The 24,502-nt window shown below is 50.8% G+C and carries 26 protein-coding genes and 2 tRNA genes; 12 read left to right on the top strand and 16 right to left on the bottom strand.

Translation table 11 applies throughout. The annotated features are described in order from the left end of the window. Nucleotides 1-118 precede the first annotated feature (118 nt). The gene (locus tag NST23_RS19040; protein ID WP_173599608.1) at nt 119-595 is read right to left on the bottom strand and encodes a chemotaxis protein CheW; all 477 of its coding nucleotides are present in this window, start codon (nt 593-595) and stop codon (nt 119-121) included. A 201-nt stretch (nt 596-796) separates the two neighbouring features. Beyond that, on the bottom strand, nt 797-1,318 hold the full coding sequence (locus tag NST23_RS19035; RefSeq protein ID WP_122964824.1) for an ADP-heptose synthase: 522 nt from the start codon (nt 1,316-1,318) through the stop codon (nt 797-799). Nucleotides 1,319-1,430: 112 nt separating this feature from the next. Here NST23_RS19035 and NST23_RS19030 point away from each other — a divergent pair, with 112 nt between their 5' ends. Then, nucleotides 1,431-2,096, top strand: coding sequence for a TerC family protein (locus tag NST23_RS19030; protein WP_122964825.1), 666 nt, complete (start codon nt 1,431-1,433; stop codon nt 2,094-2,096). A 160-nt stretch (nt 2,097-2,256) separates the two neighbouring features. After that, complete coding sequence (gene trpB, locus NST23_RS19025; RefSeq protein ID WP_063230105.1) at nt 2,257-3,423, top strand: tryptophan synthase subunit beta; 1,167 nt, start codon at nt 2,257-2,259, stop codon at nt 3,421-3,423. A gap of 66 nt (nt 3,424-3,489) precedes the next feature. Here trpB and NST23_RS19020 read toward each other — a convergent pair whose 3' ends face one another. After that, nucleotides 3,490-4,578: an HD-GYP domain-containing protein gene (locus NST23_RS19020; RefSeq protein ID WP_173597778.1), complete on the bottom strand. Its 1,089-nt coding sequence runs from the start codon at nt 4,576-4,578 to the stop codon at nt 3,490-3,492. Between the two features lie 142 nt (nt 4,579-4,720). Continuing rightward, nucleotides 4,721-5,338: a MerR family transcriptional regulator gene (locus NST23_RS19015; protein ID WP_122964828.1), complete on the bottom strand. Its 618-nt coding sequence runs from the start codon at nt 5,336-5,338 to the stop codon at nt 4,721-4,723. Between the two features lie 252 nt (nt 5,339-5,590). Here NST23_RS19015 and NST23_RS19010 point away from each other — a divergent pair, with 252 nt between their 5' ends. The 3 genes from NST23_RS19010 to fabI all read left to right on the top strand — a co-directional run bounded on the left by NST23_RS19010 (nt 5,591) and on the right by fabI (nt 7,435). Beyond that, nucleotides 5,591-6,316, top strand: coding sequence for a ZIP family metal transporter (locus NST23_RS19010; RefSeq protein ID WP_217023072.1), 726 nt, complete (start codon nt 5,591-5,593; stop codon nt 6,314-6,316). 71 nt (nt 6,317-6,387) lie between these two features. Continuing rightward, entirely contained in the window at nt 6,388-6,534 is a 147-nt protein-coding gene (locus NST23_RS19005; protein WP_167470312.1) for a hypothetical protein, read from the top strand. Between the two features lie 127 nt (nt 6,535-6,661). Then, on the top strand, nt 6,662-7,435 hold the full coding sequence (fabI, locus tag NST23_RS19000; protein WP_063230109.1) for an enoyl-ACP reductase FabI: 774 nt from the start codon (nt 6,662-6,664) through the stop codon (nt 7,433-7,435). A 124-nt stretch (nt 7,436-7,559) separates the two neighbouring features. Here the strand turns inward: fabI and NST23_RS18995 are convergent, their stop codons facing one another. Both NST23_RS18995 and NST23_RS18990 read right to left on the bottom strand, forming a co-directional pair. Next, entirely contained in the window at nt 7,560-10,046 is a 2,487-nt protein-coding gene (locus NST23_RS18995) for a UvrD-helicase domain-containing protein (RefSeq protein ID WP_340964388.1), read from the bottom strand. A 98-nt stretch (nt 10,047-10,144) separates the two neighbouring features. After that, nucleotides 10,145-11,515: a hemolysin family protein gene (locus NST23_RS18990; protein WP_122964830.1), complete on the bottom strand. Its 1,371-nt coding sequence runs from the start codon at nt 11,513-11,515 to the stop codon at nt 10,145-10,147. Nucleotides 11,516-11,759: 244 nt separating this feature from the next. On the opposite strand from NST23_RS18990, the gene NST23_RS18985 reads away from it, so the two are divergent. Further along, entirely contained in the window at nt 11,760-12,533 is a 774-nt protein-coding gene (locus NST23_RS18985; protein WP_281868022.1) for a YitT family protein, read from the top strand. 33 nt (nt 12,534-12,566) lie between these two features. After that, the gene (locus NST23_RS18980; protein ID WP_122964832.1) at nt 12,567-13,475 is read left to right on the top strand and encodes an MBL fold metallo-hydrolase; all 909 of its coding nucleotides are present in this window, start codon (nt 12,567-12,569) and stop codon (nt 13,473-13,475) included. Here NST23_RS18980 and NST23_RS18975 read toward each other — a convergent pair. Beyond that, nucleotides 13,445-13,804, bottom strand: coding sequence for a hypothetical protein (locus NST23_RS18975; protein WP_122964833.1), 360 nt, complete (start codon nt 13,802-13,804; stop codon nt 13,445-13,447). The two genes, NST23_RS18980 and NST23_RS18975, sit on opposite strands and share 31 nt — an antisense overlap. A gap of 108 nt (nt 13,805-13,912) precedes the next feature. On the opposite strand from NST23_RS18975, the gene NST23_RS18970 reads away from it, so the two are divergent. Beyond that, nucleotides 13,913-14,758, top strand: coding sequence for a PHP domain-containing protein (locus NST23_RS18970; RefSeq protein WP_122964834.1), 846 nt, complete (start codon nt 13,913-13,915; stop codon nt 14,756-14,758). Between the two features lie 678 nt (nt 14,759-15,436). Here the strand turns inward: NST23_RS18970 and NST23_RS18965 are convergent. The 4 genes from NST23_RS18965 to NST23_RS18950 form a co-directional block, all read right to left on the bottom strand. Next, a complete protein-coding gene (locus NST23_RS18965; protein ID WP_340964387.1) occupies nt 15,437-15,859 on the bottom strand; it encodes a DUF3995 domain-containing protein in 423 nt (140 codons plus the stop codon). A gap of 560 nt (nt 15,860-16,419) precedes the next feature. After that, a complete protein-coding gene (locus tag NST23_RS18960; protein WP_340964385.1) occupies nt 16,420-16,938 on the bottom strand; it encodes a TetR/AcrR family transcriptional regulator in 519 nt (172 codons plus the stop codon). 197 nt (nt 16,939-17,135) lie between these two features. Next, complete coding sequence (locus tag NST23_RS18955) at nt 17,136-17,588, bottom strand: GNAT family N-acetyltransferase (RefSeq protein WP_242775029.1); 453 nt, start codon at nt 17,586-17,588, stop codon at nt 17,136-17,138. An 82-nt stretch (nt 17,589-17,670) separates the two neighbouring features. Next, on the bottom strand, nt 17,671-18,180 hold the full coding sequence (locus NST23_RS18950; protein ID WP_173597769.1) for a 2'-5' RNA ligase family protein: 510 nt from the start codon (nt 18,178-18,180) through the stop codon (nt 17,671-17,673). Between the two features lie 145 nt (nt 18,181-18,325). On the opposite strand from NST23_RS18950, the gene NST23_RS18945 reads away from it, so the two are divergent. Beyond that, nucleotides 18,326-18,484, top strand: a complete 159-nt coding sequence (locus NST23_RS18945; protein WP_167470313.1) for a hypothetical protein — start codon at nt 18,326-18,328, stop codon at nt 18,482-18,484. 2 nt (nt 18,485-18,486) lie between these two features. Here the strand turns inward: NST23_RS18945 and NST23_RS18940 are convergent, their stop codons facing one another. Then, nucleotides 18,487-19,191, bottom strand: coding sequence for an alpha/beta hydrolase (locus tag NST23_RS18940; protein WP_173597768.1), 705 nt, complete (start codon nt 19,189-19,191; stop codon nt 18,487-18,489). Between the two features lie 246 nt (nt 19,192-19,437). On the opposite strand from NST23_RS18940, the gene NST23_RS18935 reads away from it, so the two are divergent. The 3 genes from NST23_RS18935 to NST23_RS18925 all read left to right on the top strand — a co-directional run bounded on the left by NST23_RS18935 (nt 19,438) and on the right by NST23_RS18925 (nt 21,027). Further along, nucleotides 19,438-20,037, top strand: a complete 600-nt coding sequence (locus NST23_RS18935) for a phosphatidylglycerophosphatase A family protein (protein ID WP_122964839.1) — start codon at nt 19,438-19,440, stop codon at nt 20,035-20,037. Between the two features lie 793 nt (nt 20,038-20,830). Then, nucleotides 20,831-20,907, top strand: a tRNA-Ile gene (locus tag NST23_RS18930). A 44-nt stretch (nt 20,908-20,951) separates the two neighbouring features. Beyond that, nucleotides 20,952-21,027 (top strand) — tRNA-Val (locus NST23_RS18925). 97 nt (nt 21,028-21,124) lie between these two features. Here the strand turns inward: NST23_RS18925 and NST23_RS18920 are convergent. From NST23_RS18920 to NST23_RS18905, 4 genes are all read right to left on the bottom strand, one after another. Beyond that, nucleotides 21,125-22,276, bottom strand: coding sequence for a site-specific integrase (locus tag NST23_RS18920; protein ID WP_340964383.1), 1,152 nt, complete (start codon nt 22,274-22,276; stop codon nt 21,125-21,127). Nucleotides 22,277-22,400: 124 nt separating this feature from the next. After that, nucleotides 22,401-23,462 (bottom strand): hypothetical protein, encoded by a 1,062-nt coding sequence (locus NST23_RS18915; protein ID WP_340964380.1) that lies wholly within the window; start codon nt 23,460-23,462, stop codon nt 22,401-22,403. A gap of 53 nt (nt 23,463-23,515) precedes the next feature. Beyond that, nucleotides 23,516-23,869: a hypothetical protein gene (locus NST23_RS18910; protein WP_340964377.1), complete on the bottom strand. Its 354-nt coding sequence runs from the start codon at nt 23,867-23,869 to the stop codon at nt 23,516-23,518. Further along, the gene (locus NST23_RS18905; RefSeq protein ID WP_340964375.1) at nt 23,866-24,489 is read right to left on the bottom strand and encodes an ImmA/IrrE family metallo-endopeptidase; all 624 of its coding nucleotides are present in this window, start codon (nt 24,487-24,489) and stop codon (nt 23,866-23,868) included. The genes NST23_RS18910 and NST23_RS18905 overlap by 4 nt, the downstream gene beginning before the upstream one ends. Between the last annotated feature and the right edge of the window lie 13 nt (nt 24,490-24,502).

The following is a 24,502-nucleotide window of genomic DNA, read 5'->3' as shown; positions in this document are numbered from 1 at the left end:
GTACGAACCAGGTCGCGCTCAAGTTTCCTGGCGTGACATCCTCGGCAAAAAGGAACAGAGTCAGCAAAAAACCAGTACCAACGACGTGTACTGGTTTCCTTCAGCCATAAATGTCTGCTTATTTTTTCCACTGACCAAAAATTTCATCGATATTCAGCAGCATGATCAGCTTGTCATCTAGACGGGCAATGCCTTGCAAATACTTGCCCTCGACACCCGCCACGATAGGGGGAGCCGGTTCGATCAGGTGCTGCGGAATGTTCATGACTTCGGATACCGCATCGACGATGATCCCGATGTTCAGCCCTTCCAGCTGCAAGTCGACAAAGCGGGTGTCGTCTGTTTGTTCCAGCGGCTCCAGGCCAAACATTTTGCGCAGGTTGACGATCGGCAAAATTCGTCCGCGCAGGTCAATGACGCCTTCTACATACTCAGGCGATTTGGGGAAACGGGTGATCGGCAATGGCTTGATGATTTCGCGCACCAGCGCGATGGACAGCCCGTAATACTCACTTCCCATTTTAAACAAGATCGATTGGGCCGTTGCAGCTTCCCCCTCCCAATCTGTGCCGCTGTTTCGCTTTGTCAGTTCCATCTATACAATTCCTCCCCGGACCACTTTCCTATGTCTTTACCCATATTGTACCATGGACAAACCTGTTGGGCGGCATTTTTTCCATCTTCGTGCCCGGTTTGCCAAGCGAGCAATTTTTCTTAGGAGAAACAGCCATAATAGAAAACGAACAGACCAACAAGCGAAAAGGCTCGTCAGTCTGTTCGTCTGTTTTTTGGCGCATTACGGCTCGCGCAAGTCGTTGAGCGAAATGCCTTGCTCCAGGGCGAAATCAAAATCATCCACATCGTAAAATTGAACAGGCACGATATATTCCAAAATCCGATCCTGAAAATCGGGCTGGTCTGTGAGCAGCGGGACTTCAAAGCGTACGGACGTCAGCAAAAGCTGCGTCTCGACAGGATCAAATATTTCTCCCCACATGGCATTGTCCTCTACCTTGATGACGGTCAGCGTAACGCCGTTCGGAAAGGCAAAAGGAACTTTCGACCAAGGGGCAATCAGTCCTTTTTCCAGTCGTTTGCGATTGAATGGATCGGCAAAAAACTGGCTCATTTCCTGCATGATCCGGCGCACATACTGATCGTCACCGGAGTAGGGCATGATTGGCTCAGGACTCTGGATAAATTCGTCCAATTCATAGATTGTCGACGCGGGTATCAGATATTCTACCGGTTGCGATGGGACCATCAACTCCCCGTAGATAGCCAACATAATCGCTTCAATAACGAATTGTTTCGACATTTCGACAACCCTCCTCGTTACCATCATACTGAAATCGCGGAGTGACAACAAGCCCGGACAAGCTGTTCATGGCAGTAGCAGAACCGAGTAAACCGAAACGGAGGAACTATCCTTGGTTGATCCTGACTTCTTTTCTTCGCTCTTGCTGATTATCACCATCAACATCGTCCTCAGCGGAGACAACGCAGTCGTCATCGCGATTGCTTGCCGCAGGCTGCCTGCCGAGCAGCAGAAAAAGGCGATCGTTTGGGGAACGACGTTGGCTGTCATCGTGCGGGTAATTGCGACGATTCTCGCTGTGTACCTGTTGAAAATTCCTTATTTGTATTTGATTGGCGGGACGATTTTATTGTGGATCAGCTACAATTTGTTGCGCGAGGGAGACGATCAGGACGACATTGATGCCAGCGAGGATCTGGTTTCTGCCGTGAAAACAATCGTGGTCGCGGATATCATGATGGGGCTGGACAACGTGCTTGCGATCGCGGGCGCAGCCCAGGGAAACATTTTGCTGATTGTCATCGGGCTACTCATCAGCGTCCCTCTGATGGTCTTTGGCAGCCAGCTGATCCTTCGCGTGATGGAGCGGTTTGCTTGGCTCGTCTACTTCGGCTCGGGTGTGCTCGCACTCGCCGCGGCCAATATGATTTTGACGGAGGAAACGGTTCGGGCCTGGGTCGATCCGTATCCGGGGCTGGCTTTTTTGGTCAAAGCGGTGTTGGTTTTGGCGGTATTGCTGTTAGGGTACAGGCAGCGCTCAAAAGGAAAAGCGAGTTGACAAGCGGGAGGAATGAAGCGGGAAGCAGCGCGTTTGTGCTCCCCGTTTTTTGTGAAAAGGAAGTTTCAGAATAAACTTTACATTCATTGACAAATCCGCTTTCTATCTTATATGATTGAAAAAATTAGAAGAGTCTAGTTTTAGCTGAGGAGAGATGAGCATGTCATTGACAGAACAGACGAAAAAAGGATACTTTGGCGAATTTGGCGGAAGCTTTGTGCCGCCGCAGCTTCAGGAAGTGCTGGATTATTTGGCGGAGCAGTTTGAGAAGTACAAGGACGATCCCGAATTTAACGAAGAGTTCAAGTATTACCTGAAAGAATACGTGGGGAGGGAAAATCCGCTGACCTACGCCCGTCAGCTGACAGAAAAGCTCGGCGGCGCGAAAATCTACTTGAAACGCGAAGATTTGAACCATACAGGTGCACATAAAATCAACAACGTCATCGGGCAAATCCTGTTGGCAAAGCGCATGGGCGCGCATCGCATTATCGCGGAGACTGGCGCGGGGCAGCACGGTGTAGCTACCGCCACAGCTTGCGCGATGTTCGGCATGGAATGCATCATTTACATGGGTGCAGAGGACATGAAGCGCCAGTCCTTGAACGTGTTTCGGATGGAGCTTTTGGGGGCAAAAGTCATCGGGGTGTCCAAAGGACAAGGCCGACTGAAGGACGCCGTCGATGAAGCGCTGAACGACCTCGTGGAAAACTACGAAAATACGTTTTACTTGTTGGGCTCCGCTGTAGGGCCGCATCCATTCCCGACGATGGTCAAGCACTTCCAGGCGATCATCAGCGAGGAATCCAAGCGCCAAATTTTGGAGAAGGAAGGTCGCCTGCCTGATGCCGTGATCGCTGCGGTAGGTGGCGGAAGCAACGCAATCGGTGCGTTCGCGCATTACATCGACGAGCCTTCCGTGCGCTTGATCGGCGTCGAGCCTGATCAGGCACCGACTTTGAACGAAGGGGTTCCGGCAGTGCTGCACGGGTTCAAATGTCTGGTGCTGCTCGATGAACAAGGGGAACCGAAGAAGACGTACTCGATTGCAGCCGGTCTGGATTACCCGGGAATCGGCCCGGAGCACAGTCAGCTCAAAACGAGCGGACGAGCCGAATACTACACAGTGACGAACGAAGAGGTGCTGGCAGCTTTTCAGGAGCTGTCCAAGGCGGAAGGCATCATCCCAGCGCTGGAGAGCGCCCATGCAATTGCCCATGCCCTCAAGCTCGCCCCGACGCTTTCGCGGGAGCAGATTTTGATCGTCAATCTCTCGGGTCGAGGCGACAAAGACGTCGAGCAAGTGTTCCGTCTGTTGAACGAATAGTTGCCCATATAAAAGAAAAGAGCAGCCTTCTTCCAGCGAAGAGGCTGCTTTTTTATAACAACGTATCTATAGCGTTTTGACGATGGTCACGCTCATCCAGTCTTTGTCGTACAGGTTGATCTCAAAAGGAGAAGCGACCTCTGAGCCGTCCTCGTTGGTCAGGATGCGAATGATCGGCCGATTGACCGCGAGCGGATTGACCCGCGAGACGACCCCTGTATGCCCGGAACTGAGCAAGACGGTAGAGGAGATCGGAAAAATCGCGACATGCTGCAAGAACAATTTGAGCAGGTCGAGGTCAAAATACGTGTTCCCCGAAGCAAACAAATACTCGGTCGCATCGCTCGGCGAGTAGCTTTTGCGAAAAGGACGCGGGGAGATCAGCGCATCGTACACATCCGCGATCGCGACAATCCGCGCGTATTCGTGGATGTTTTTTTCACAGAGCTGACGGGGGTAGCCTGTCCCGTTGTAGCGCTCGTGGTGTTGCAGCGCACAGTGCGCGGATACGACAGAAATATTGTGCTGGCTGCGCAAAATGTTGAAGCCGTCTTCCGTGTGGTATTGCAGGCGCTGCCGTTCTTCGACGGTCAGTTCCTTGCGCAAGCTCCACAGTTCCTTTGGCACCTGCGTCATTCCGATGTCGAACAGCAGAGCGCCAATCCCCAGCTCCATCATTTGCTGCTGGTTGTAGCCTTTGGCCAGACCGACGACTCCTGCGAGCACAGCAACGTTGACGGCGTGGTGAAAAAAATAGCCGTCCATGACATGAAGATTGGACAAATTGACCAAAACGTCTTTGCGGCTGCTCAAGTCCTGCATAATTTCCCGGAACACCTTTTGAAAGGTGCTCCCGAAATCAGGAAGGGATGTGCGGCGCTTGATCTGCGGCTGATCCATCAGCGTCGTCATTGTTTTGTAGACGGTATCGACGGCTTCTTTGCGCGTCTCGTCGCGGATCGTGTCTTCGGGTATGATGTCTTCGGTGCGCTTGTCCTGAATGTAGAGCGTATCAATCCCCAATTGTTTGAGACGTTCAATGTAGCGTTCAGTCAGTTGTACACCCAGACCTAAGAGGACGTTTCCGTTTTCCTGAAAAATGCTTTTGGCAATGATATCTCCCGGCTTTACTGAAGTAATATGCAATTTTCTCACAACGAAAGCCCCAGTCCTTTGTCGATAGAATGTAAATAGTCCTGATTTTCAGTCACATCGTATAGTCTAATTCTATCATATGGAAAGACCGGGACACTACCGCTTCCTGTCACTTCGCCAAATTGTCGTTTTTTTCCACTTGTTACTGCTCGGCGGCGCGGTCGGAGCGGGTAAACCAGCGGAACGGATTCAACGACCAGCGCGGCTCGTGACGGGCGTAGCGCTCCTTGCGACGAGTCAGGCGCTGCTGCATCAAATCCATTTCAAATGTGACGCGGCGCATCTCCAGGCGCAATGATTCCTGCATTTCCTCGATATCCGCGATCTTTTGCAAAATGGTCGATTGCATGCTGTTCAAAGACGACAGTTGCGTCAGTTCCTGCTGAAACTTCACCAGCGTCTCGTGGACGGCAAGCTCCATTTCCCGCATGCCGGACTCCACCTGGGTGCCCGCACTGAAAGCTACAGCCGTTTCTTCCGCGCTGGCGCACTCCTCGACTGCCAGCATTTCTTCCGACAAACGGCCTTCATCTATGAGCTGTCGCTGAATTTCTTTCAGGGAGCTGTTTCCGCTATCTTTGCGCTCTTTTACTTCTCGCAGCAGGGCGAAGCCTGCTTCACTGATCAAATAGTGACCCTGCGGATTTTTCAGACGTTCCTTGACAGGTACGAACAAGTCCAGCCAGTTGCGCAGCGTACGAACGTGCACGTCAAGGCGATCAGCTACCTCTTTCGAAGCCATCCAAACTTGTACATCCATCCCGAATCACTCCTTTTTCCCCTGGGTATTCCCGGTGGACTCATTATAGCACCATTTTTTTCCGGGTAAGAGAGAATCGACAAAGGTTCTAAAAAGTAGTGGCATTTCGTCTGATTTGGACAGACCGTTGTTTTTTGTCACAGAGTCGCGAGCAGGACGAAATGGCTGCTTCCACTCATAATGGCCCGGACAGGCGCGTACATATGGAGGGAATACACGTCCCATACTCATGCGGGATGAGGAGAGGACTGGATGATGCAACCTGTCTTTTGGGTAGTTTTGCTTGCGGCCGCGCTGGCAAGCTGCGTGGGCGGACTGTTGCTTTGTCTGCGCGTCTGGTCGCAAAAGGCATTGTTCGCCATGATCAGCGCCGGAGCGGGCCTGCTTTTGGCGATTACGTTTCTGGACTTGATGCCGCATGTGCTCCAGGGCGCGAATATGCGGATGATGCCGTTTGTGCTCGTCGGTTTTGCGGCGATGTTTGCCCTGGAATTGCTCGGGAAAGCCGGAGGAGAAATCGGTTCGACAAGCATCATCGGTGTCGTAGGCGGATTTTTGCTGCACGCCTTTGTCGAAGGTGTGTCGCTTGTGGCAAGCTTGACGGTGGATTCGGAGGTAGGCATGTCCGTCCTTTTGGCTATGCTGCTGCACAAAATACCGGACGGGGTCACGGTCGCTTCCTTGATGCTCGCGGCTACAAACTCGCGGAAAAAAGCGCTCTGGGCCGCGACCTCCCTGGGGATTGCCACGATTGTCGGAGCTTGCAGCTTCGGAGTTGCCGAGCGTATTTTTCCGCCGAACTGGTCGGATGTGATGCTTGCGATGACCACGGGAATTTTCCTGTACGTGTCGGCCAGTCATCTGGTGCCATACATTGTGCAGGCGAGGCGAGCGGAATACGGTGTCTACTTTTTTGGTTCCGTCCTGGTCTATATGGTGTTGTCTGCTTACTTGCACGCGAATCATCTTCATGCATAAACCAGGGCGCTCCTTGCCAGCCTAATGAACAGAATGGCATGACAGATTGACGCAAAGGAGCCTTGGTGAGCATGAATGAACAAAATCGTAATCAAGTCGACGAAACCGCGCAGGCGGCGAGCGAGTTCCCGGTCATGGGAACTTCCCTGAATCCTTTTGACGAAGCGTGGGGGACGTTCGTTCCCACCCCGAGCGAGTCTTCGGCGGCGACCGAGTAGTTCGCCTAAGCCGATGAAGCCGATGTCGAAACGAAGCGTTTCCTGCTCTTTTCACGCGCCCCTCTCGTAACGAAGGACAAGATCGGTTATAATGGCGGGGAATAGCTTGGGAAGGGGCGAATACATAATGAATACACTGTTGCAAGGCAAAAATATCGTAATCATGGGTGTAGCGAACCACCGCAGCATCGCTTGGGGCATTGCCCAATCTTTGCACAACGCGGGAGCGAACCTGATTTTCACCTATCAGGGAGATCGCCTGCGCGAAAACGTAGCAGAGCTGTCTGCCAAATTGGGCAAGGAATCTTTGCTGGTGAACTGCGACGTGACCAAGGATGAAGAAGTGGAAGCAGCATTCGCGACGATCCGGGAAAAAGTGGGCGTCATTCACGGCTTGGCACACTGCATCGCGTTTGCCAAAACAGAGGAGCTGGAAGGCGAATTCGTCAACACTTCCCGTGACGGATACGCATTGGCACAGGATATCAGCGCGTTCTCGCTGGTAGCGGTAGCGCGTGCTGCTCGTCCGCTGATGACAGAAGGCGGAAGCATCGTGACCATGACTTACCTGGGTGGCGAGCGCGTGGTGCAAAACTACAACGTCATGGGCGTGGCAAAAGCGGCGCTGGACGCATCTGTACGCTACCTCGCGAACGACCTCGGCAAAGAGAACATCCGCGTGAACGCGATTTCTGCTGGCCCGATCCGTACGCTGGCGGCAAAAGGCATCCGCAATTTCAATGCGGTCCTGAAAGAAATCGAAGAAAAAGCTCCGCTGCGTCGCACGATTGACCAGACAGAGGTAGGCGACACGGCCCTCTTCTTGTTCAGCAATCTCTCCCGCGGCATCACCGGCGAAATTTTGCACGTAGACGCTGGCTACAGCATCATCGGCGGCTAAACGAATAACAGGCTCCCTCCGCTCGCATACTATACAAAAATGCGACGAAGGGAGCCTTTTTATGTTTCCGTTGATTACAAACATGGAAGAATTTTTGATTTACATGGGCGGCGGCTTTCAGTATTTACCTGCCCATTTCGGAGACGAAGCGGGAGGGGCGGGTCTTCCGGCCGAAGCGCTCCCGGGGGATACCGATACACAAACTGCGCCGGGCACGGGTAATCGCAACGTATAGGAGACGGCGTTCTTCTTCGATGGCGGTCGTCTGCCCTTTGCGCAGTTCATCCAGCGTGTACTCGTGAGGGAGAGCGCCTTCCACCAGGTCTGGCAGGAAGACATGGTCGTACTCCAGCCCTTTTGCCCGATGAATGCTTAATACGTGAACAGCTTCGTCCGGGAGTGGCCGCATATTGCGCCACTCTTTTTCTTGTCGCGTCATCTGCTCGATGTAAGCCAAAAAGTCGCCGATCGTGGCGTGCCGCTTGGCGGCGGCGAGAATTTGCTGCAGCTCGTCGCTCCAGCGTTCCCGGCCATCTTCCCGGTCACGGGCCCGCTTTTTCAAGTAGTCGCGCAGCTTTCCGTCTTCGTAAATCAGTTCCAGCGCCTGGGCAGGGGGGCAATCCTTGCAGGCGGCGAGAATGTCGTTGATCACTTGCATATGCTTGCGCTGGTACGGTTTGAGCTGTGTCAGGTGCGGGAGGATATGCAAAACGGGCTTGTCCTCCAAAATGGACTGGCTGCGCACGGCATTCCATGTCTCGCCGGAAATGTACAGCGTCGGCAAGATTTCCCTGAGCGCATCCGTGTCGTCCGGATTGAGCGCCAGCCGCAAGTAGTGCAAAGTCCAGCGAACCGTCTGACGCTGGTAAAACGACTCTTCCTCCTGGGTGTAGTGAAACGGGATGCCCGCCTCGCTCAACCGCTCCAAAAGCGGGCGCGTCGACTCGTTTGTCCGGTAGAGGATGGCGCATTCGCCTAAAGCCGTTCCTTGCTCGCGCCGATGGATGATTTCATCCACGATCCGGGATGCCTGCTCTTCTTCGTCGTCCGGTTCAAACAAAAACGTGTCGCCTTCCTCGCGGTGGAACGAACGGCACGCCTTGTCCCAGCGGGCGCGATTGTGGCCGATGAGCGAATAGCCGAGACTGACGATGGAAGAGTGAGAGCGGTAGTTCACTTCCAGTGTAATCGTAGAGGCTTGGGGAAAATCTTTGGTGAAGCCCAATATGTACTGGGGATCACTGCCGCGAAAGCCGTAGATCGACTGATCGTCATCGCCAATGACGCACAGGTTGTTTTGCGGTGCGCACAGCAGCTTGACCGTCTCGTACTGGATGCGGTTAATATCTTGAAACTCGTCGATCATGACGTGGGTAATCCGCTCCTGGTAGCGCTGCAGCAAGTTTTGATTGTCGCGCAAAAGCTCGTAGCAGCCGAGCAGCATGTCGTCGAAATCAAACCATTGGTGCTTTTTCTTCGCTTCCTCGTAGAGCGGATACAACTGTGCCGCCCGCTTTTCCGCATCGGTCGCCAGTTCGCGGTAGGCAACCTCACGCGGGAGGATGTATTCGTTTTTCCAGCGGCTGACGATGCCGAGCGCTTCGGTGATGTCAGTTTCTTTTAAGGCAGCCAGCTCGTCGTGTCCGAGCAGCGACCCGGTTTCGCGCAGGAGCCGCCACTTTTGCCAGTCTTTTTTCAAAAGCCGCTGCTGATCCCAATTGTTCGGCTGATGGTGCAAGAGCATGCGGTAAAAAATACTGTGAAACGTTCCGGCAATCAGCTCGCGGGCCTGACCGGACGGAAGCTGTCTGGCAATGCGCAGACGGATTTCTTCCGCGGCTTTCGTGGTAAAGGTCACGACCATGATCCGGTTTGGCTCCACACCGAGATCTTTGATCAGGTGGGCGGTGCGCGCTGTCATCACGCGGGTCTTGCCGCTGCCGGCTCCGGCGAGAATCAAAAGCGGCCCATCTGTCGCATGCACAGCCTGCTGCTGCGTAGGGTGGAGCGGTTGGTCAAGCTGTTGCTCCGCCAAGTGCGCGATCGTCTTTTTCGGCATGAAGCGCTTGCGAAAGACCGGGGGCTTTGGCGGAGGCGGAGCTGGTGTGACGCTGCTGCCAATCGTCCGTTTTTTCGGGAGGCGAAAGGAACCGATCGTTGTGGTGTCGGTTTCCGTTTCCGTTTCCGTTTCCGTGCGATCGTCTTCGCAGGATGCTTTTTCCGTCGCGCGGCCGAGCGAATTGTCAGCTGGTGCGCCAGTTGCAGAGCTTGTACCATCTGCATCCGCTGGCGTATGCTCTACAGCTGCGTCAGTGCTGGCGACAGCAGCGGTGCCAGTGACGATAGGGTGGAGCGCCGCCGCTGCCGTCTCGTCCAACGCTTGCAGCCACTCAAAAGTGGCAGGACTGTTTTGCGGCAAAAGCGGACAGTCCGTTTCCAGCGAATGCGCGAAATAAGGCTCAAAGCTGATGCCCGCAACCAGGCGCAACGGGGAGCCGCAGGCCGGACAGCGAACCTTGTCCTGTCGGGCTGCCATGCGCCAAAACGGTATGCGGTTGTAAGTGTCAGGCTGCAACAGGATGGGTTTGTTGTCTAGTAACGCATAGTTCATGTAGGCACCTCGAAAAAACAGCTTCTTTGTCAACGGTCTGACTGTGGAAACAAGAAGTGCCCCCTGGCTTGAAGGGGACACTTGCCAAATGTTGTTCGCTATGACTGGGCGTGCAGCAAAATCGTGTCCTCCGGAAGTGCGGCCGATTCTTCCTCATCCAGATGGGTGATCGCCACGCGTGTGATCCGGTGATTTTCCAACTCGCTAATTGTAAACAGATAGCCTTCGTACATGACGGCTTTGCCTGATGCCACTTCTTCGTTCAGTTGGCTGTAGAGCCAGCCGGCAATCGTATCGACCTCATCGGAGACGATCTCGATCGTCAGAAAATCGTTCAACTCGCTCAAGAGTGTTTTTCCAGAAACCGAGAGGGCATTGCTCGCACTTTCTTCAATTTCAGGCCGTTCATTTTCGTCAAATTCATCCTGAATGTCGCCGACAATTTCCTCCAGGATGTCTTCCATGGTCAAAATCCCTGCTGTGCCGCCATACTCGTCGATGACGATCGCGATTTGCGAGCGGCGCTTTTGCATGAGCCGCAGCACATGGCTGATTTCCATGGACTCTGGCACCGTAAGCAGGGGACGAAGGAAATCGTTTAACTCGGCTTTCCCGGTTGTCAGCGCCGACAGGAAAAAGTCGGAAGTGTGCACGAAGCCAATCAGCCTGTCTTTGTCTTCATGGGCGACAGGGAAGCGTGAGTGGCGGGATTCCCGGATGATTTGCAAATTTTCGTCAAACGTGTTGTCATCGTACAAGCAAATCATGTCGATGCGCGGGATCATAATTTCCCGGGCAAGTCGTTCGGAAAAATCAAAGACGTTGTCCACCAGGGCCATTTCTGTCTGGTCGATGTGGCCGCTCTTATGGCTCTGATTGACCAGCAAGCGTATTTCTTCCTCCGTGTGGGCCGGGTCGCTCTCCGTAGCAGGCTCGATGCCCAAGCGGCGGATGAAGAGGTTGGCCGCTCCGTTCAAAAACCAGATGAGCGGGTAGCTGAGCTTGTAGAAAAACATGAGCGGAGCAGCTGTCCAGAGCGAAGTCGCTTCCGCTTTTTGAATCGCGAGCGATTTGGGAGCAAGCTCTCCGAAAACGATGTGCAAAAACGTAATGATAGCAAACGCGATGGCAAGAGAAACAGGGCCTACCATATACGGCGGGAATTGAAAGTATGCCATCATGGGTTCGACGTAATGGGCGATTGCAGGCTCACCAACCCAGCCTAATCCAAGCGATGCCAGCGTGATGCCGAGCTGGCAGGCAGACAAATAGGCGTCGAGCTCCCGGGTGACCTTTTGCGCGTAGTGGGCACGCTTGTTGTTGCCTTCACTGACGAGCTGGGCCAAACGAGTTTGGCGAACTTTAACCAGCGAGAATTCTGCTGCGACGAAGAAGCCGTTCAAAAGGACCAAAAACACCACGAGCAGCAGATTCAGCGTAATCTCCCCTATCGGACTCTCCAAGCGCACCTCCAGCCTTCCGCGGTGCGAAAGGTGGAGAATTCACCTCCGTTACGCTAATTGTATTTTAAATGTACGAACCAAAAGGAATAAACATTCGTAACTTCCTTGTTACAGGTAAGTATACCAATAGGTCAACCGAAGAGTCAAAACGTTCCGATTTGCCCGGGCGCATTTTGCACATTGTCCGGACATACGGGAATCCCTCGATTCATACACATAAACGAGCAGTTGTCCGAGGGAGGGGAGGCGTGTGTACTGGCTGCAAAAAAGCGTGGCGATCGTCATGGGGAGCGTACTGGTTGCCATTGGCGTCAATCTGTTTTTGGTGCCGCACCGCCTCATGGACGGAGGGATGATCGGGATCGGGCTGTTGGCGACGTATTACATGCAGTGGCCGCCCGGGATAATCATGATTGTCGTCAGTATTCCGGTGTATGTCATCGTGTTTTTTTACGATCGTCGGCTGTTTTTTCACAGTTTTCACGGGATGCTGATCTCAGCCTTTTTGATCGATGTCCTGTCCGATTTGCGCGATTTCAACAGTTGGTCTATGGCGATTTCGTCTGTAACGGGGGGCTTGCTGATCGGCATGGGAGTAGGCTTGATGCTCGCCTTCGAAACGAATACCGGAGGAACGGATCTGGTAGCGCAATTTTTGGCCCGGCGCTTTCGTCTGCCTGTGGCTTTGCTGATCCTGGTGATTGACGGTCTGATCGTGGCCTGCTCGCTGCATACGATCGGACTTGTGCGCACCGCCTTTTCGCTGCTGACAATCGTCGCCGTCGCAGCCACGACACACATGTTCAGCGGGATCGGGCGTCCGCACCCGCCCTATACCATCGTTGGCCCGCTGCACACTTTGCGCGCAGAGCGGAGCAAAGAACGGTTGCGAGCCTTTCCTGTCTTGCCGGTTTTTTACAGGAAAAGACAACAGCTCGCATCTGTACGCGCAAAACAAACCGGAAGAACCAGGGCAGGGGAAGCAAAGTTTTTGGAGAAAATAAATAGGAAAAGGATGAAATGAGGGGCGAACATTGTGTCTACACATACACCGCAAATGATTACGGAGCGGGTCGGCTATTTTCCCGGTCACGTAAACATCGGGTTGGTGATAGGGGAGAGCGGGGCCATCCTGATTGATTCCGGGCTGGAGGCGCAAACGGCGAAGAAAATCAAAAAAGGGCTGGACGCGATAGCCCAGCCCTTGTGCGCGATCATTCAAACACACGCTCATGCCGACCACTTCGGAGGAAACGCCTACCTGCTCGGATGCTGGCCCGAAGCCAAAGTATACGCACCACCGCTGGAAGAAGCGATCATTCGCTATCCGATTCTGGAACCCATCTACTTGAACATGGGAGCAGAACCTCTTGCCGATTTGAAAAACAAGTTTTTGCTGGCGCAAGCTTCCCGGGTGGACCACCTTCTTCCATTAGAAGGAACGATTGCAATCGACGGTGTGCCTTTTACGATCCTTTCTCTGCCGGGGCACAGCTATCAGCAGGTCGGTCTGATCTGCGACGACATATGCTTTGCAGCCGACAGCTATTTGGGTGAAGAAGTATTGGAAAAGCACAAATTGCCGTTTCTTGTGGATGCGCATGAGACGATGAACAGTTTGCACAAGCTCCTCGCGACCACATGCACAGGATATTTGCCAGGTCACGGAGCGTACACCACCTCCTCTCAAGGTGCGGTGCACAAAAATATGGAATGGCATGAACGGATTTACGCTGTCATCGAAGACATTTTAAGAGAGGAGCGCGGAGTAGAAGACGCTCTCGCCCTCCTGTGTGAACGCTTGCACATTTCCATAGAAAACGCCGGAAGCTACGCCTTGTTTCGGACGGCTTTCATGGGCTATCTCGTCGGACTGGTAAAAGAAAAGAGAGTGACCTATCGGTTTTGTGCCAACAGATGGTTGTGGAGCACGGTTCAGGATGGACCAGACGAAGAAGAGAGATAATCGGCAATTTCGGCCAATTTATGCTCGGCTGCTTCCCGAACGGATTTGGGGATGAAAAAAATCTCTTCAGAGGTGTTCATATAAAATTTTGCTTCCAGATACGGATGGCCCAGCTTGACTGTCATCTCGCCTTTTCCAGTGGACGAGGTGGTAAAATTGGTGGGAATGCGCAGGAAATACGTGCTGCTGCTGGCAGAATCGTACATGACGACATCGTACGTGGGCATGCCGTCCCCGCCTGATCGGTGAAACCCCTGCTGTCTGAGCATTTTGTCGACATAGGAGAGTGGCTGCACGACACCGGTCAGGGTCTTGTTTTTTAACCGCATGGACATCCTCCTCGGCTCAACCTGTGAGAAATTCGGGTTTGCTACCATCCTATGTGCGGTGGGCAGATTTCAGACTTGAAGAAAAAGAAAAGAAGGAGTGGAGAAAATATGCTGTTGCAAGCAGACTTACATACACATACGAAGGCGTCGGACGGGACCTGCGAACCTGCGGAAAACGTGCGCCTGGCGAAAGAAGCGGGACTTGCCGCTCTGGCGATTACCGACCACGATACAGTGGCGGGCGTGGCAGAAGCGATCGAAGCGGGAGCGAGGCTCGGGGTGGAAATCATTCCGGGCGTGGAAGTAAGCTCGGTAGGAAACGGGCAAGACATTCACGTGTTAGGCTATTTTGTTCCATATGAGGATCAGGCGTTTCAAGAGCGACTTGTGGGCTTGCGAGAAACGCGCCACCAGCGCAACGAGTTGCTGATTGCCCGCCTGCAGGAGCTGGGTATTTCGATTACGCTGGAAAACGTCTACCGCCGCAAGCAAGGCACAGATAAAAACATCGGTCGCCCGCATATTGCCGAAGAGCTGATCGAGCTGGGCGTCGTGGCCACAATCGAAGAGGCGTTTGACAAGTATTTGGGCAAAGGGGGAGCGGCTTACGTCAATCCTCCGCGCATCTCGCCTCAGGAGGCGATCACGCTGATCAAGGAGGCGGGCGGCGCGGCCGTGCTGGCGCATCCAGGTTTGTATGACGATGACGAGCTTGTGCGCGAGCTGATCGTCTTCGGGCTGGACGGCATCGAAGTCAACCATCCGGACAACGATGAGCTGCAAAAGCTGCGCTACAGCAAGTGGGCACAAGAGCACGGCCTCGTCGTGACAGGCGGTTCCGACTTTCATGGCTGGCGCGGCGAGGAGCCTTTTCACGCCATGCTCGGCTCGCACACGGCGCCGACAGAGGCGGTAGAGCAGTTGCGTGAGATTGCTCGGAGGCGGAAGGGGTAATTGGAGCAGATGGGTTTATATGTTGGAGTGAAAGGTAATAACGCAGTAGTTTAGTCTGCCTGTTGGAGTGAAAGGTAGTAACGCAGGGGCTTGGCCTGTCTGTCGGAGTAAAAAGTAATAATGCAAGGGCTTGGTCTGCTTGTTGGAGTAGAAAGTAAGAACGCAGCAGTCTAGCCTGTGCTGGTGGGGTAAAAAGTAATAACGTAGTGGCTTAGCCTGTCTGTTGGAGCAAAAAGTAATAACGCAGGGGCTTAGCCTGTCTGTTGGAGCAAAAAGTAATAACGCAGGGGCTTAGCCTGTCTGTTGGGGTAAAAAGTAAGAACGCAGGGGCTTAGCCTGTCTGTTGGAGCGAAAAGTAAGAACGCAGGGGCTTGGCTTGTCTGTTGGAGCGAAAAGTAAGAACGCAGGGGCTTGGCTTGTCTGTTGGAGCGAAAAGTAAGAACGCAGGGGCTTGGCTTGTCTGTTGGAGCGAAAAGTAAGAACGCAGGGGCTTGTCTTGTCTGTTGGAGCAAAAAGCAATAACGCAGTAGCCTCCCCTGCCTGTTGGAACAGAAAAGTAGAAAAGTAGCCCCTTATCCGTCAGACGATTGGCTGAACCGGATGAAGGGGCTTTTTTGTCTGGCAAATTACATATTGCCTTGTGCCTGGGAAATGTCGGCAACTACCGTGACTGGCGGATTACAGAACCGTCAGCAAAAACGCCATTCCGAGCCACAGGCAGAGCGGAGTGAACAATCTGGTGTCTTGGCGGCCGAAGACGGTGTGCCGGACTTTTTTAAAGAAGCCCACGTAACGAAAGTCGCCGACAGCACGCAAGAAAAAAACGGCAGTACCGAAGATGCAGCCCCATTGAATCAAGGCGGGCGCCATCAGCGGCGCTAAATAACCGCTTTGCGCGAGCAGCAAATAGTCGGCGAAAAGCAGCAGGCCAGCGACTATGAGCGTCCCGATCTTTCCGGGACGAAATAGCGGGCGGGAATCGTGCGCAGTAACGGGGATGGCCGCAGTGCTTCCCCAACGGCCGCCGAATGCCCAGTACACATGCAACAATGACAGAACGGCCAGGATAGTCGCAGTAGATAAGACGACGAATGTGGTCATGCGAGTGCCTCCTTGGTTAAAGCTTCGTGGGCGTTTTTTTGCAAAAGATACGCAAGCGTATGTTTCGGGCGCGAGAATCCCCCAGTGCAGGGAGGGGGCAGAAAGGGACGTTCTCAGGTCGTCGGATAGAGCCATATGATACATCATCGTACCCGGCATGAAGAAGTTCGCGCAGCAAGGATGTTTTCATGTTGTCAGATGGAGTCATATGGTCATCATCGTGCCTAGATCGAGGAAGTTCCGCAGAAAGGAGGCTTTCATGTGTCAGATGAAGCTGTACGGTACATCACCGTGCCCAGCATGAGGAAGTTCGCCGCAGATAGGGACTTTCTCAGGTCGTCAGATGGAGCCATATGGTCATCATCGTGCCTAGATCGAGGAAGTTCCGCAGAAAGAAAGGATGCTTTCATGTTGTCAGATGGAGCTGTACGGTACATCATCGTGCCCAGCATGAGGAAGCTCACTCAGAAAGAAATGCTTTCATGTTGCCGGATGGAGACCATATGGCTCATCATCATGCACAGCCCTACCTCTACGAAGTCTCCACAGCAAGGCAAGCTTCACGTTGTCCATTTCAAAAAATGCTGCAACGGCGCAGCGATGTCAAACGGCTCGTCCAGCTCCCCGCGCACCAGCCAACCGATGTAGACGAGGTAAGCGAGGTGAGCGCGGGCATTTGCTTCGCCCGGGGAGAGTCCTTTTTTGGCATACAAGGCAGCTACGTAGCCGATTCTGCGTTTTTCAATCCCGGCAACGCGCTTGCCCAGCTCCGGGTTTTGCTTGGCCCAGGCGTACATCGCTGCTTCCGTCTTGCGCTCGGTTGCAAACACGAACGACAAGAGCTGCTCCAACGTAGCCTGCTCGGCTTCCGGCGCAGAAATGATCCGCTCCGTGGCGTGCAGCTCCCAGTAGTCGATCATGGCGTTCAGCAAATCTTGGCGGTCGGCAAAATGGTGGTAGAAACTCCCCTTGCTAATGGACAACTTCCGCGCAATGGCTTCCACGCGCACAGCTTCCACTCCCGCCTCCGCCAACGTATTCAGCCCTGCGCGAACCCAATCTTCTCGCGTATATTGCATGCTTCACCTCTAAAGATACGGTTGCGTATGTTTTGCTTCCATCCTAATTCAGATGGCAAAAGTCGTCAAGAGCAAAACGCCCTCCGCCTGCTTTGACAAAGAGGGGAGGGCAAAAGAAAAGCTCAGGTTGCTAAGAAGGCGACCTGCCAGTGGTTTATGTAGCGCAAGGAACGTCTATGATGCCTGGGGCAACGCATCTATCGCAAAGCTTTGACCATCGCGATATGCTCAATGCCTGCTTCATCAAAAACGTCTCCGTGCGGCTCGTAACCGAGCTTTTCGTAAAAACGCTGCGCGTGTGTCTGGGCGTTTAGTTTGAGGCTGTCGAAGCCGAGTTCTTTTGCCGCGTCTTCCATCACGAGCATGATCTGGCGGCCAAGTCCGGTTCCGCGTTCGCTTTGCAGCACAGCGACGCGCTCGACTTTTCCAACGCCAGGCGCGTACGGACGCAAGCGGCTCGCTCCGACTGGTTCCTGTTCGTTGTAAGCGACGAAGTGCACCGTGCCGCTGCCCTGCTCGTCATGCTCATCGATTTCCAGCTCGGCAGGAACCTGTTGCTCGTCGATGAACACTGCTTTGCGCACCGTGAGCGCATCTTGCATTTCTTTTTCCGAGCTTACTTTTTGAATCGCATAAGATTGTTGTTTCACTGTGGGGACACGTCCTTTTCTGGTGGCAGTAAAAAGATCCCTCCCGGCAAGTCAGGCTCGCGAGGAGGGGAAGAGAAATGCTTTATTTGTTCAAGAGGAATGTCTGGTAAACGCTCCAGATTCCGTCTTCCAGTTGATAAATCAGGTGGAAGCGATCGATCTCGCTGGTCAAATCGATTTTGGCCATGCTCAATTGTCCGGTTACATCACGCAGCTCATCGTCGGACAGATCGCGCCCGATGGTCAGATGCGGAACGTACGCATACGTTTCCTTTTCCGAAACACACTTGTTCACGATTTGCTCGTGCAGTGCGGTAAAAGGCTCTTTGTTTTGCACAGCCAGGTAGATCACGTTTGTTGTAGGATGGAAAGAAGATACCCGATGGAAGTGCGCTGTAAAGCTCTCCGAAGAAAAGGCAACCTGCTCCAGATGGCTCACCAGTTCTGGCAGCTTGGCTTCATCGAGGTCAAAAGCTTCTTTCAAGCGGATATATGGAGGGACCAATGCGTATGCCGGGTCATAACGCTTCCGGTAAGAGTTGGCTACTTCCTGCACCTTGCTGGATGGAAAGACTACGATACTGTACAACATAAGAACCACTCCTCCTTACTATCTATCATGCTCTACAAGAAACTATTTTAACAGAAAATTCTTCATTTGTGTAATGTTATGCGCCGATCCGTATATTCCAGCCGCGTCAGGAAACACTGTGTAGTGCAAGGAGGTGCCGCGCTGCATGTACACGGCCATGATGATTACATTCATTTTTCTCGTCCTGCTTTTGTTGTCCGTCCTGACCTTCACCATTTTGACAGCGATCCGCAAAGGAGAGTTCGAAGAAGCACTCGTCTCGCCTTTAAAAGATGAAGGTCCTAAGGAAGAACAGCCACGGTAAGTTTACCCGTAAAGCGTCCGTAACATGCGCGGTAAATTTTTCTGCCAGTGGCCCCATGTATGGTCACCCTCGAATGTTTCGTAATAGAGGGTGGCTTTTTTCGTTTGCAAAATCGCCCGCAGCTCCTCGTTGGCTGCGTACAGGTTCAAGACGCCGCGAGAAGAGTTCACGGCTGTTTCTTCTGTCCCAATCTCCAGGTAGAACGTTTGGGACACGGTGAGATCAGCTTGGGCGATCCGGCGGTTCAACTGCTCGTCCACAGCACCTGACTGGCTGGCAACTTGTCCAAACGTATGCGGGTAAGCAAGCGCGGTGAACAGCGAAACGACGCCGCCAAGCGATTCACCCAGCAACGTGCGTCCGTTGCCCAATGGATGCGTGGAGTAATGCGAATCAATGAAGCTGACCACTTCATCCGCGAGAAAACGGGAATAGGCAAGATGCTCTTTCCCATCCGGATGGTAGCGGTCGAAGCGTTTGGCTTTGTCGACGGGAAGAAAAACGGCGAGCAGATCAGGGATTTCTTTGTCCGCAATCATCTGATCCAGCAAGGTCGCCATTCTGCCCATTGCCAAGTAATCGTCGCCATCCTGCACGTAAAGAACCGGATAGGAGTAAAGCGGCGAGTAACGTTTCGGGGTATAGACAATCAATTTTTCCGGCGTTCCGAGCAGCCGGCTGTCCAAGACGATTTCCTCAAGGGCCACAGCAGTGTCCTCCTTCTGGGTGTTCTTCGCAAAATTTATTATACAGGAGAGCACATAACCTGCCCAATGCTTTCGTGTGCTCCCGCGCATCGTCGCGAGCTAGTTTGCCCTTCAAGCATTTTGCTGTGGCTCGGCGGAAGGGCGAATTACCAATTATTTGGGCGAAAGATTGTCGCAATTTTGTCACCATGTGATACTATGGTAGGAAACGACTTCACTCGATTTGTGGAAGGGGTTGTCTCTTATATGAAGAAGCAAGTACACAGCATCGAAGTCAGAAACGCTGCTCTCAACCGTCTGGCAGAACGTGGCGTCACGGTGGAGGATATCGCTGAGATTGTCTATCTCATGCAGGCTCCCTATCACCCTGGCCTGACGATAGAACCGTGCATCGAGAGCGTAAAAGCCGTCTTGGAAAAAAGGGAAATGCAGCACGCCATTTTGGTAGGCGTTGAGTTGGATACGCTGGCGGAAAAAGGACTGTTGTCCGAGCCGCTCCAATCGATCATCGCAACGGACGAAGGCCTGTTCGGATGCGACGAGACATTGGCACTAGGCTCCGTCTTCGGATACGGCAGCATCGCAGTTACCACTTTTGGTCACTTGGACAAACATAAAGTGGGCGTCATCAAAAGACTGGACACCAAATCGGAGGAGGGCCGCGTCCACACCTTCCTCGACGACCTCGTAGCCTCCGTGGCCGCAAACGCCTCCAGCCGCATGGCTCACCGCATGCGGGACGAACAGGAAGCAGAACAAGCCCGCTTGGAAGCCGAAGCCCTCAAGCGCGGGGAAGCCAAGCTGCGCGTGGAGGAAAAGGCCGGGGGAACCGAGCAGGCGGGGTAAATGCGTTGCTGCGTAGGTTGGCGGTTTTGATGGTTGAGAGGATTTAGGTGGCTTGGATTGTTACCTACCTATCTTTGTGTGGTTGTTTTGGGCAGGGATTAGGGAGGTAGGGGGAAAGCAAGGAAGAACAAGGAAGCGGAATTTTGTTGGCGGGATTGTGAAAAGCCTGTCGGTCTTGAAAAGGTAGTAGATGGTAAAAAGATAGAGCGTTGTAAAAATCTAGTGAAGATCCAAAAATAGTAAATTGTATAAAGTAATCAAGAGCCATTTTTTCGTTGGTGCTGTTCCCATTTGGGCTGCCGCTTGCAGGAGCGAGTGGCAGGAAGGGTGGGGAGAGGAGCGGCGGGGGGGATGGCTTTTTGGGGTTCGGGGGTGAGAGTAGGGGGAGGGGGAAGTTAAAGTGTTGGAGTAGGGGAAGAAGAGGGATAAAGAGCAAGGACAAGAGCAAGGCGACGGCACTCCCTCCCGACCCCCACTTTTCATTCCCCAAGCCCCAGAATTGATGGATGTAGCAATGATTTAGGAGTGTACTTAGAAAAGGGGGGCAGTCAGTAACAACTTGGAAAAGTTGAGGAGTGGAGGGCGAGGAAAAATTTATCGGTTATTTTTCAGCAGAAAGGGGAGACAGCTTGAGTTTTACAGGTGGTGAATACGCCATAAAGTAGGTTTTAAGCGGGTTTTTCAAGTTCTTTTGGTCAGAGTGAAAAAAATTACAAGAAATTATTCATTTCCTCTTGAAATCCAATTTAGGATGCTGTATAGTAATAAATGTGATCGACGTCCGGTGCGATTGGGGCCCTTAGCTCAGTTGGTCAGAGCGGTCGGCTCATAACCGATTGGTCGTAGGTTCGAGTCCTACAGGGCCCACCATTAAGTGAGTACATACGTTTCACAAGGTCACATACATATCCCATGATCCGGTAGCTCAGTTGGGAGAGCACCATCTTGACAGGGTGGGGGTCGCTGGTTCGAACCCAGTCCGGATCACCATAAAAAAGCTGATAACGGCGCGGTTTCTCGAAATGAGAGGCCGCGCTTTTTGCATTAAAAAAAGAGGTTTGCAAACAAATTGCAAACCTTTACCTTACTAAAGCGCTTTTTTGCCGTTTTCTTTGTCCTCATCCTTATTAAAAAGTGAGTCACCAAATTGCTTGGCTGCTTCACTTTGCATGTTAGGAAGAACATGAGAATAGGTGTCCAGTGTAATACGTATGTTGGCATGTCCGAGGCGTTCCTGGGCAATCTTCGGATGAACTCCTTTTTTAAGAAGTAAAGTAGCATGAGAATGTCTAAGGTCATGGAACCGTATTTTTGGAACGTCAGCCTTTTTCAACAAGCGGTAGTAGGTACGAATCAAATTTCGTGGTAAAACCTTCGTCCCAACTGATGTACAAACAACTAAATCGTTGTCTTGGTAGACCGATCGTGCCATCAATTTTTCCTGAGCAATTCTCCTTTTATGTTTTTTTAGTTCAGCTACTGTTTGTTCTGGTAGTGCTATTGACCTTTGGGCGCTTTTTGTTTTCGGTTCCTGCAATTCATCACCTTTATTTGAAAGTGTTTGCTGAACCGATATCTCCCCATTTTCGAAATCAATATCTTTCCACCGGAGGCCAAGAATTTCCCCGCGTCTCATCCCGGTGGTAATTGCAAGGAAAAAAGCAATGTAAAGTCGATCCTCCCTTGCCACATCCAAAAACTGCAATACTTCCTTTTCACTCCAAACTTCCATTTTCTTTTTACTAAATCGTGGTTTATCAACCAATTTAGCAACATTTTTTGCAACGAATCCTCGTTCATGAGCGCGTGTCAGGACAGCATTAATGATTGTATGGATTTTAGTTATGACCTCATCCGATAGAGGTGAATCGTCTCTTTTAAGCATTCTATAAAAAGCTTCAATGTGCATAGGATTCAACTTTGATAATTCATATTTCCCAAGATGAGGGAGGATGTGAATATTGACGAGCCATTCGTAGTTGCGATAAGTAGAACTCCGCACACTCATCCTTTTGTTATCTAACCAGGACGTAAGAAACGAAGAAAACATTTCTTTAGACGGCTCTATATAAGTCCCCTGGTTAATTTCAGTTATCTTTTCAGCCATAGCCTTCTCAGCTTCTTTTTTAGTTGCGAAACCGGAGAACCATTTCTGCTGTCGTTTACCGGTGGTTTCATCTTTACCAAGATCAAGCACGAAACACCACTTGGAACCTCGTTTTCTAACATGTCCTTTCATATGTTCATCCTCCTCGTATTAATCCACATCAAAATAATGTTACGGTACGGAGCGAGAAAGTAATGTAAATTAAATAGAAACATGTGTTCTTAAATGTGGTAAAAAGAAAAAGTCCAAGATGGACTTAACTAGCATTAATCTCATTAGATACAGATGGGATGGGTGATTTGATAAGTATTGCTTCTCCTGTCATTTCGGTTGGTAACCAGTTAACTACCTTAAAATGAATGTCATTTAGATCGAGCATGTTCTCTTCTAAAAACTCATCGAAAATCTTTCTGGATTTTGCTCCAATGCCAGTTTTGATAAAACGAGTCTTTTGTCCGCGATCGTTTTCTAAGTAATAAAATCGCTTATCTTTTTTAATTATTAAAAGTTCGTTAGGTTCATATGTAGGTGGATTAATTCCTACAAATTCCTCAAAAAATGAAGATGTTACACCTATTTGTAAAACAATTTCATCTTGTTGTAGCCTTAACCTAAAGTCGTTTTCATTTCTTTCGGCTATTTCTGGGGAGAAGGCAAAATGACCAGAAAATCGTTTCCTTAGTCGTTGAATTTGCTCATCGGTAAGTATATTACTACTTCTTAAACTTTGAGGTAATTCTGATTTCAACGATTTAATTTCAGTTTTAAGGGCATTTATTTCAGTATTTATTTCCTTGATTTTTGATACTTCCGATTCCTTTTCAGACAATATTAAATCCTTCATTATTTCAAGTTGCATCACGTGAGCATTCTTATCTTCAATGTCCTTTATAGTTTCAATTTCTTTTCCAATTATTTGATACCAATCTTCGATTGATGAACTAATTGCTCTGTTTAAAAAAGAATTGATTACTTTTAATGAGTTAGTGTTTAAGTCTTCACCTTGGTCTATTTTAATTATTTCTTCCGCTAGAGAATCGGATGCAGCTTCAATTTCTTTTATTCGACGGTAAGCACTCGATGCAAATTCTTTTTGGCTTTGTTTAAAACTGTATTTTGCGCCTAAATAGGTAAAAATACCAGAGAATACAATCGAAAATACAAAAACAAGAATATTTATTAGCATTGCTTCTAAGTTTGTTAAGGTATGTCCAACTATTAGACTTACTATCTGTATTAAAATTAATATAACTGAAACTACAATACTTACAACCAATGAAATCTTTAGAATTTTATGTTGGTCAAGTAAATCCTTCATAACGAATAAGTCCTTTCAGATGAGGTTGCAGTTATTTTATCACGAAATTGGTTTTAATTGCTAAATATTCTGGCCGATAACACTTCTTCTATGTCGGAAACTTGTATGATTAATTGCTTGATGTCTCTAAAGTCTACATTAGCTGCGGCAGCCCTTTGTAGTAAGAATGGAAGAAAAATACCGAACTTTCCTGGCTTTTCATGGTTAAGAGTTAAGTCGCCAAGTGTAACAGAAATACTCAATGCCTCGGAATGAAAATCATCCGAATTTTGTCTTTGAAACGGGGCTTCAATAGGGAGGTATAGTGTATTTTTTGACCAATCAAGCTCCCCCTTAGGGAAAACAACGACATACCAGATAGGTGCTAGTTTTTCTTCTAGATAGTCATAATAAACCGTGATTTTCACCGAGATACAACTCCTTCTCCCTTTCGAAGTTTTCTTTGTATTGCCAGATGGAAAAGCTTTTTTGTTTCATGTGACCAGTTGGCTGGATCAGCTCTTTTATACTGATTTGCAAGTGTGGTAACAAATTCATAATGTGATCGGCCGCGTGTGACTCTTCGAAGTATTTGATCCCATCGCCTGTTTGCCAATTGATGCGTTACTCCGAATTCTTTAGAGAGATGATCGATAATTTCGTTTTGCGTGGCAGGTAAGTTCATCTCCCTAATCATAAAGAAGGGGAGCGCAGCGTAAAGCTGAAAACTGTTTGCCTGAGTTTCTTGGAGTTCGCGGAATGTATTAGGCATCATCAATTGATTTCCGATATGTCGAAGTGAATGGCATAACTCATGGCAGAAAATTTCCCACTGTCGTTGCGGAGAGTGGAGTGAGTTAATAAACACGTGGGTATAGTCTTCGTCAAATATTGCTTCGTCATGTATACCTGGAGCGAATGTAACACCAATTCCTAAAGTTGCTGAAATGTTATCAATGGTTAAATCAAAGGGGGTTCTGATGTCATGCTCGATGTAAAAATTCTCGACCCATTCTTCCAAGACTGTTGGTTCGTAAAAGTTAAACATAATAACCTCCTCA

Source organism: Brevibacillus sp. FSL K6-0770 (assembly GCF_038000275.1).
Taxonomy (GTDB): Bacteria; Bacillota; Bacilli; order Brevibacillales; family Brevibacillaceae; genus Brevibacillus; species Brevibacillus parabrevis.
The sequence above is the reverse complement of the archived record's forward strand: the minus strand, read 5'-3'. Positions and strand labels throughout refer to the sequence as shown.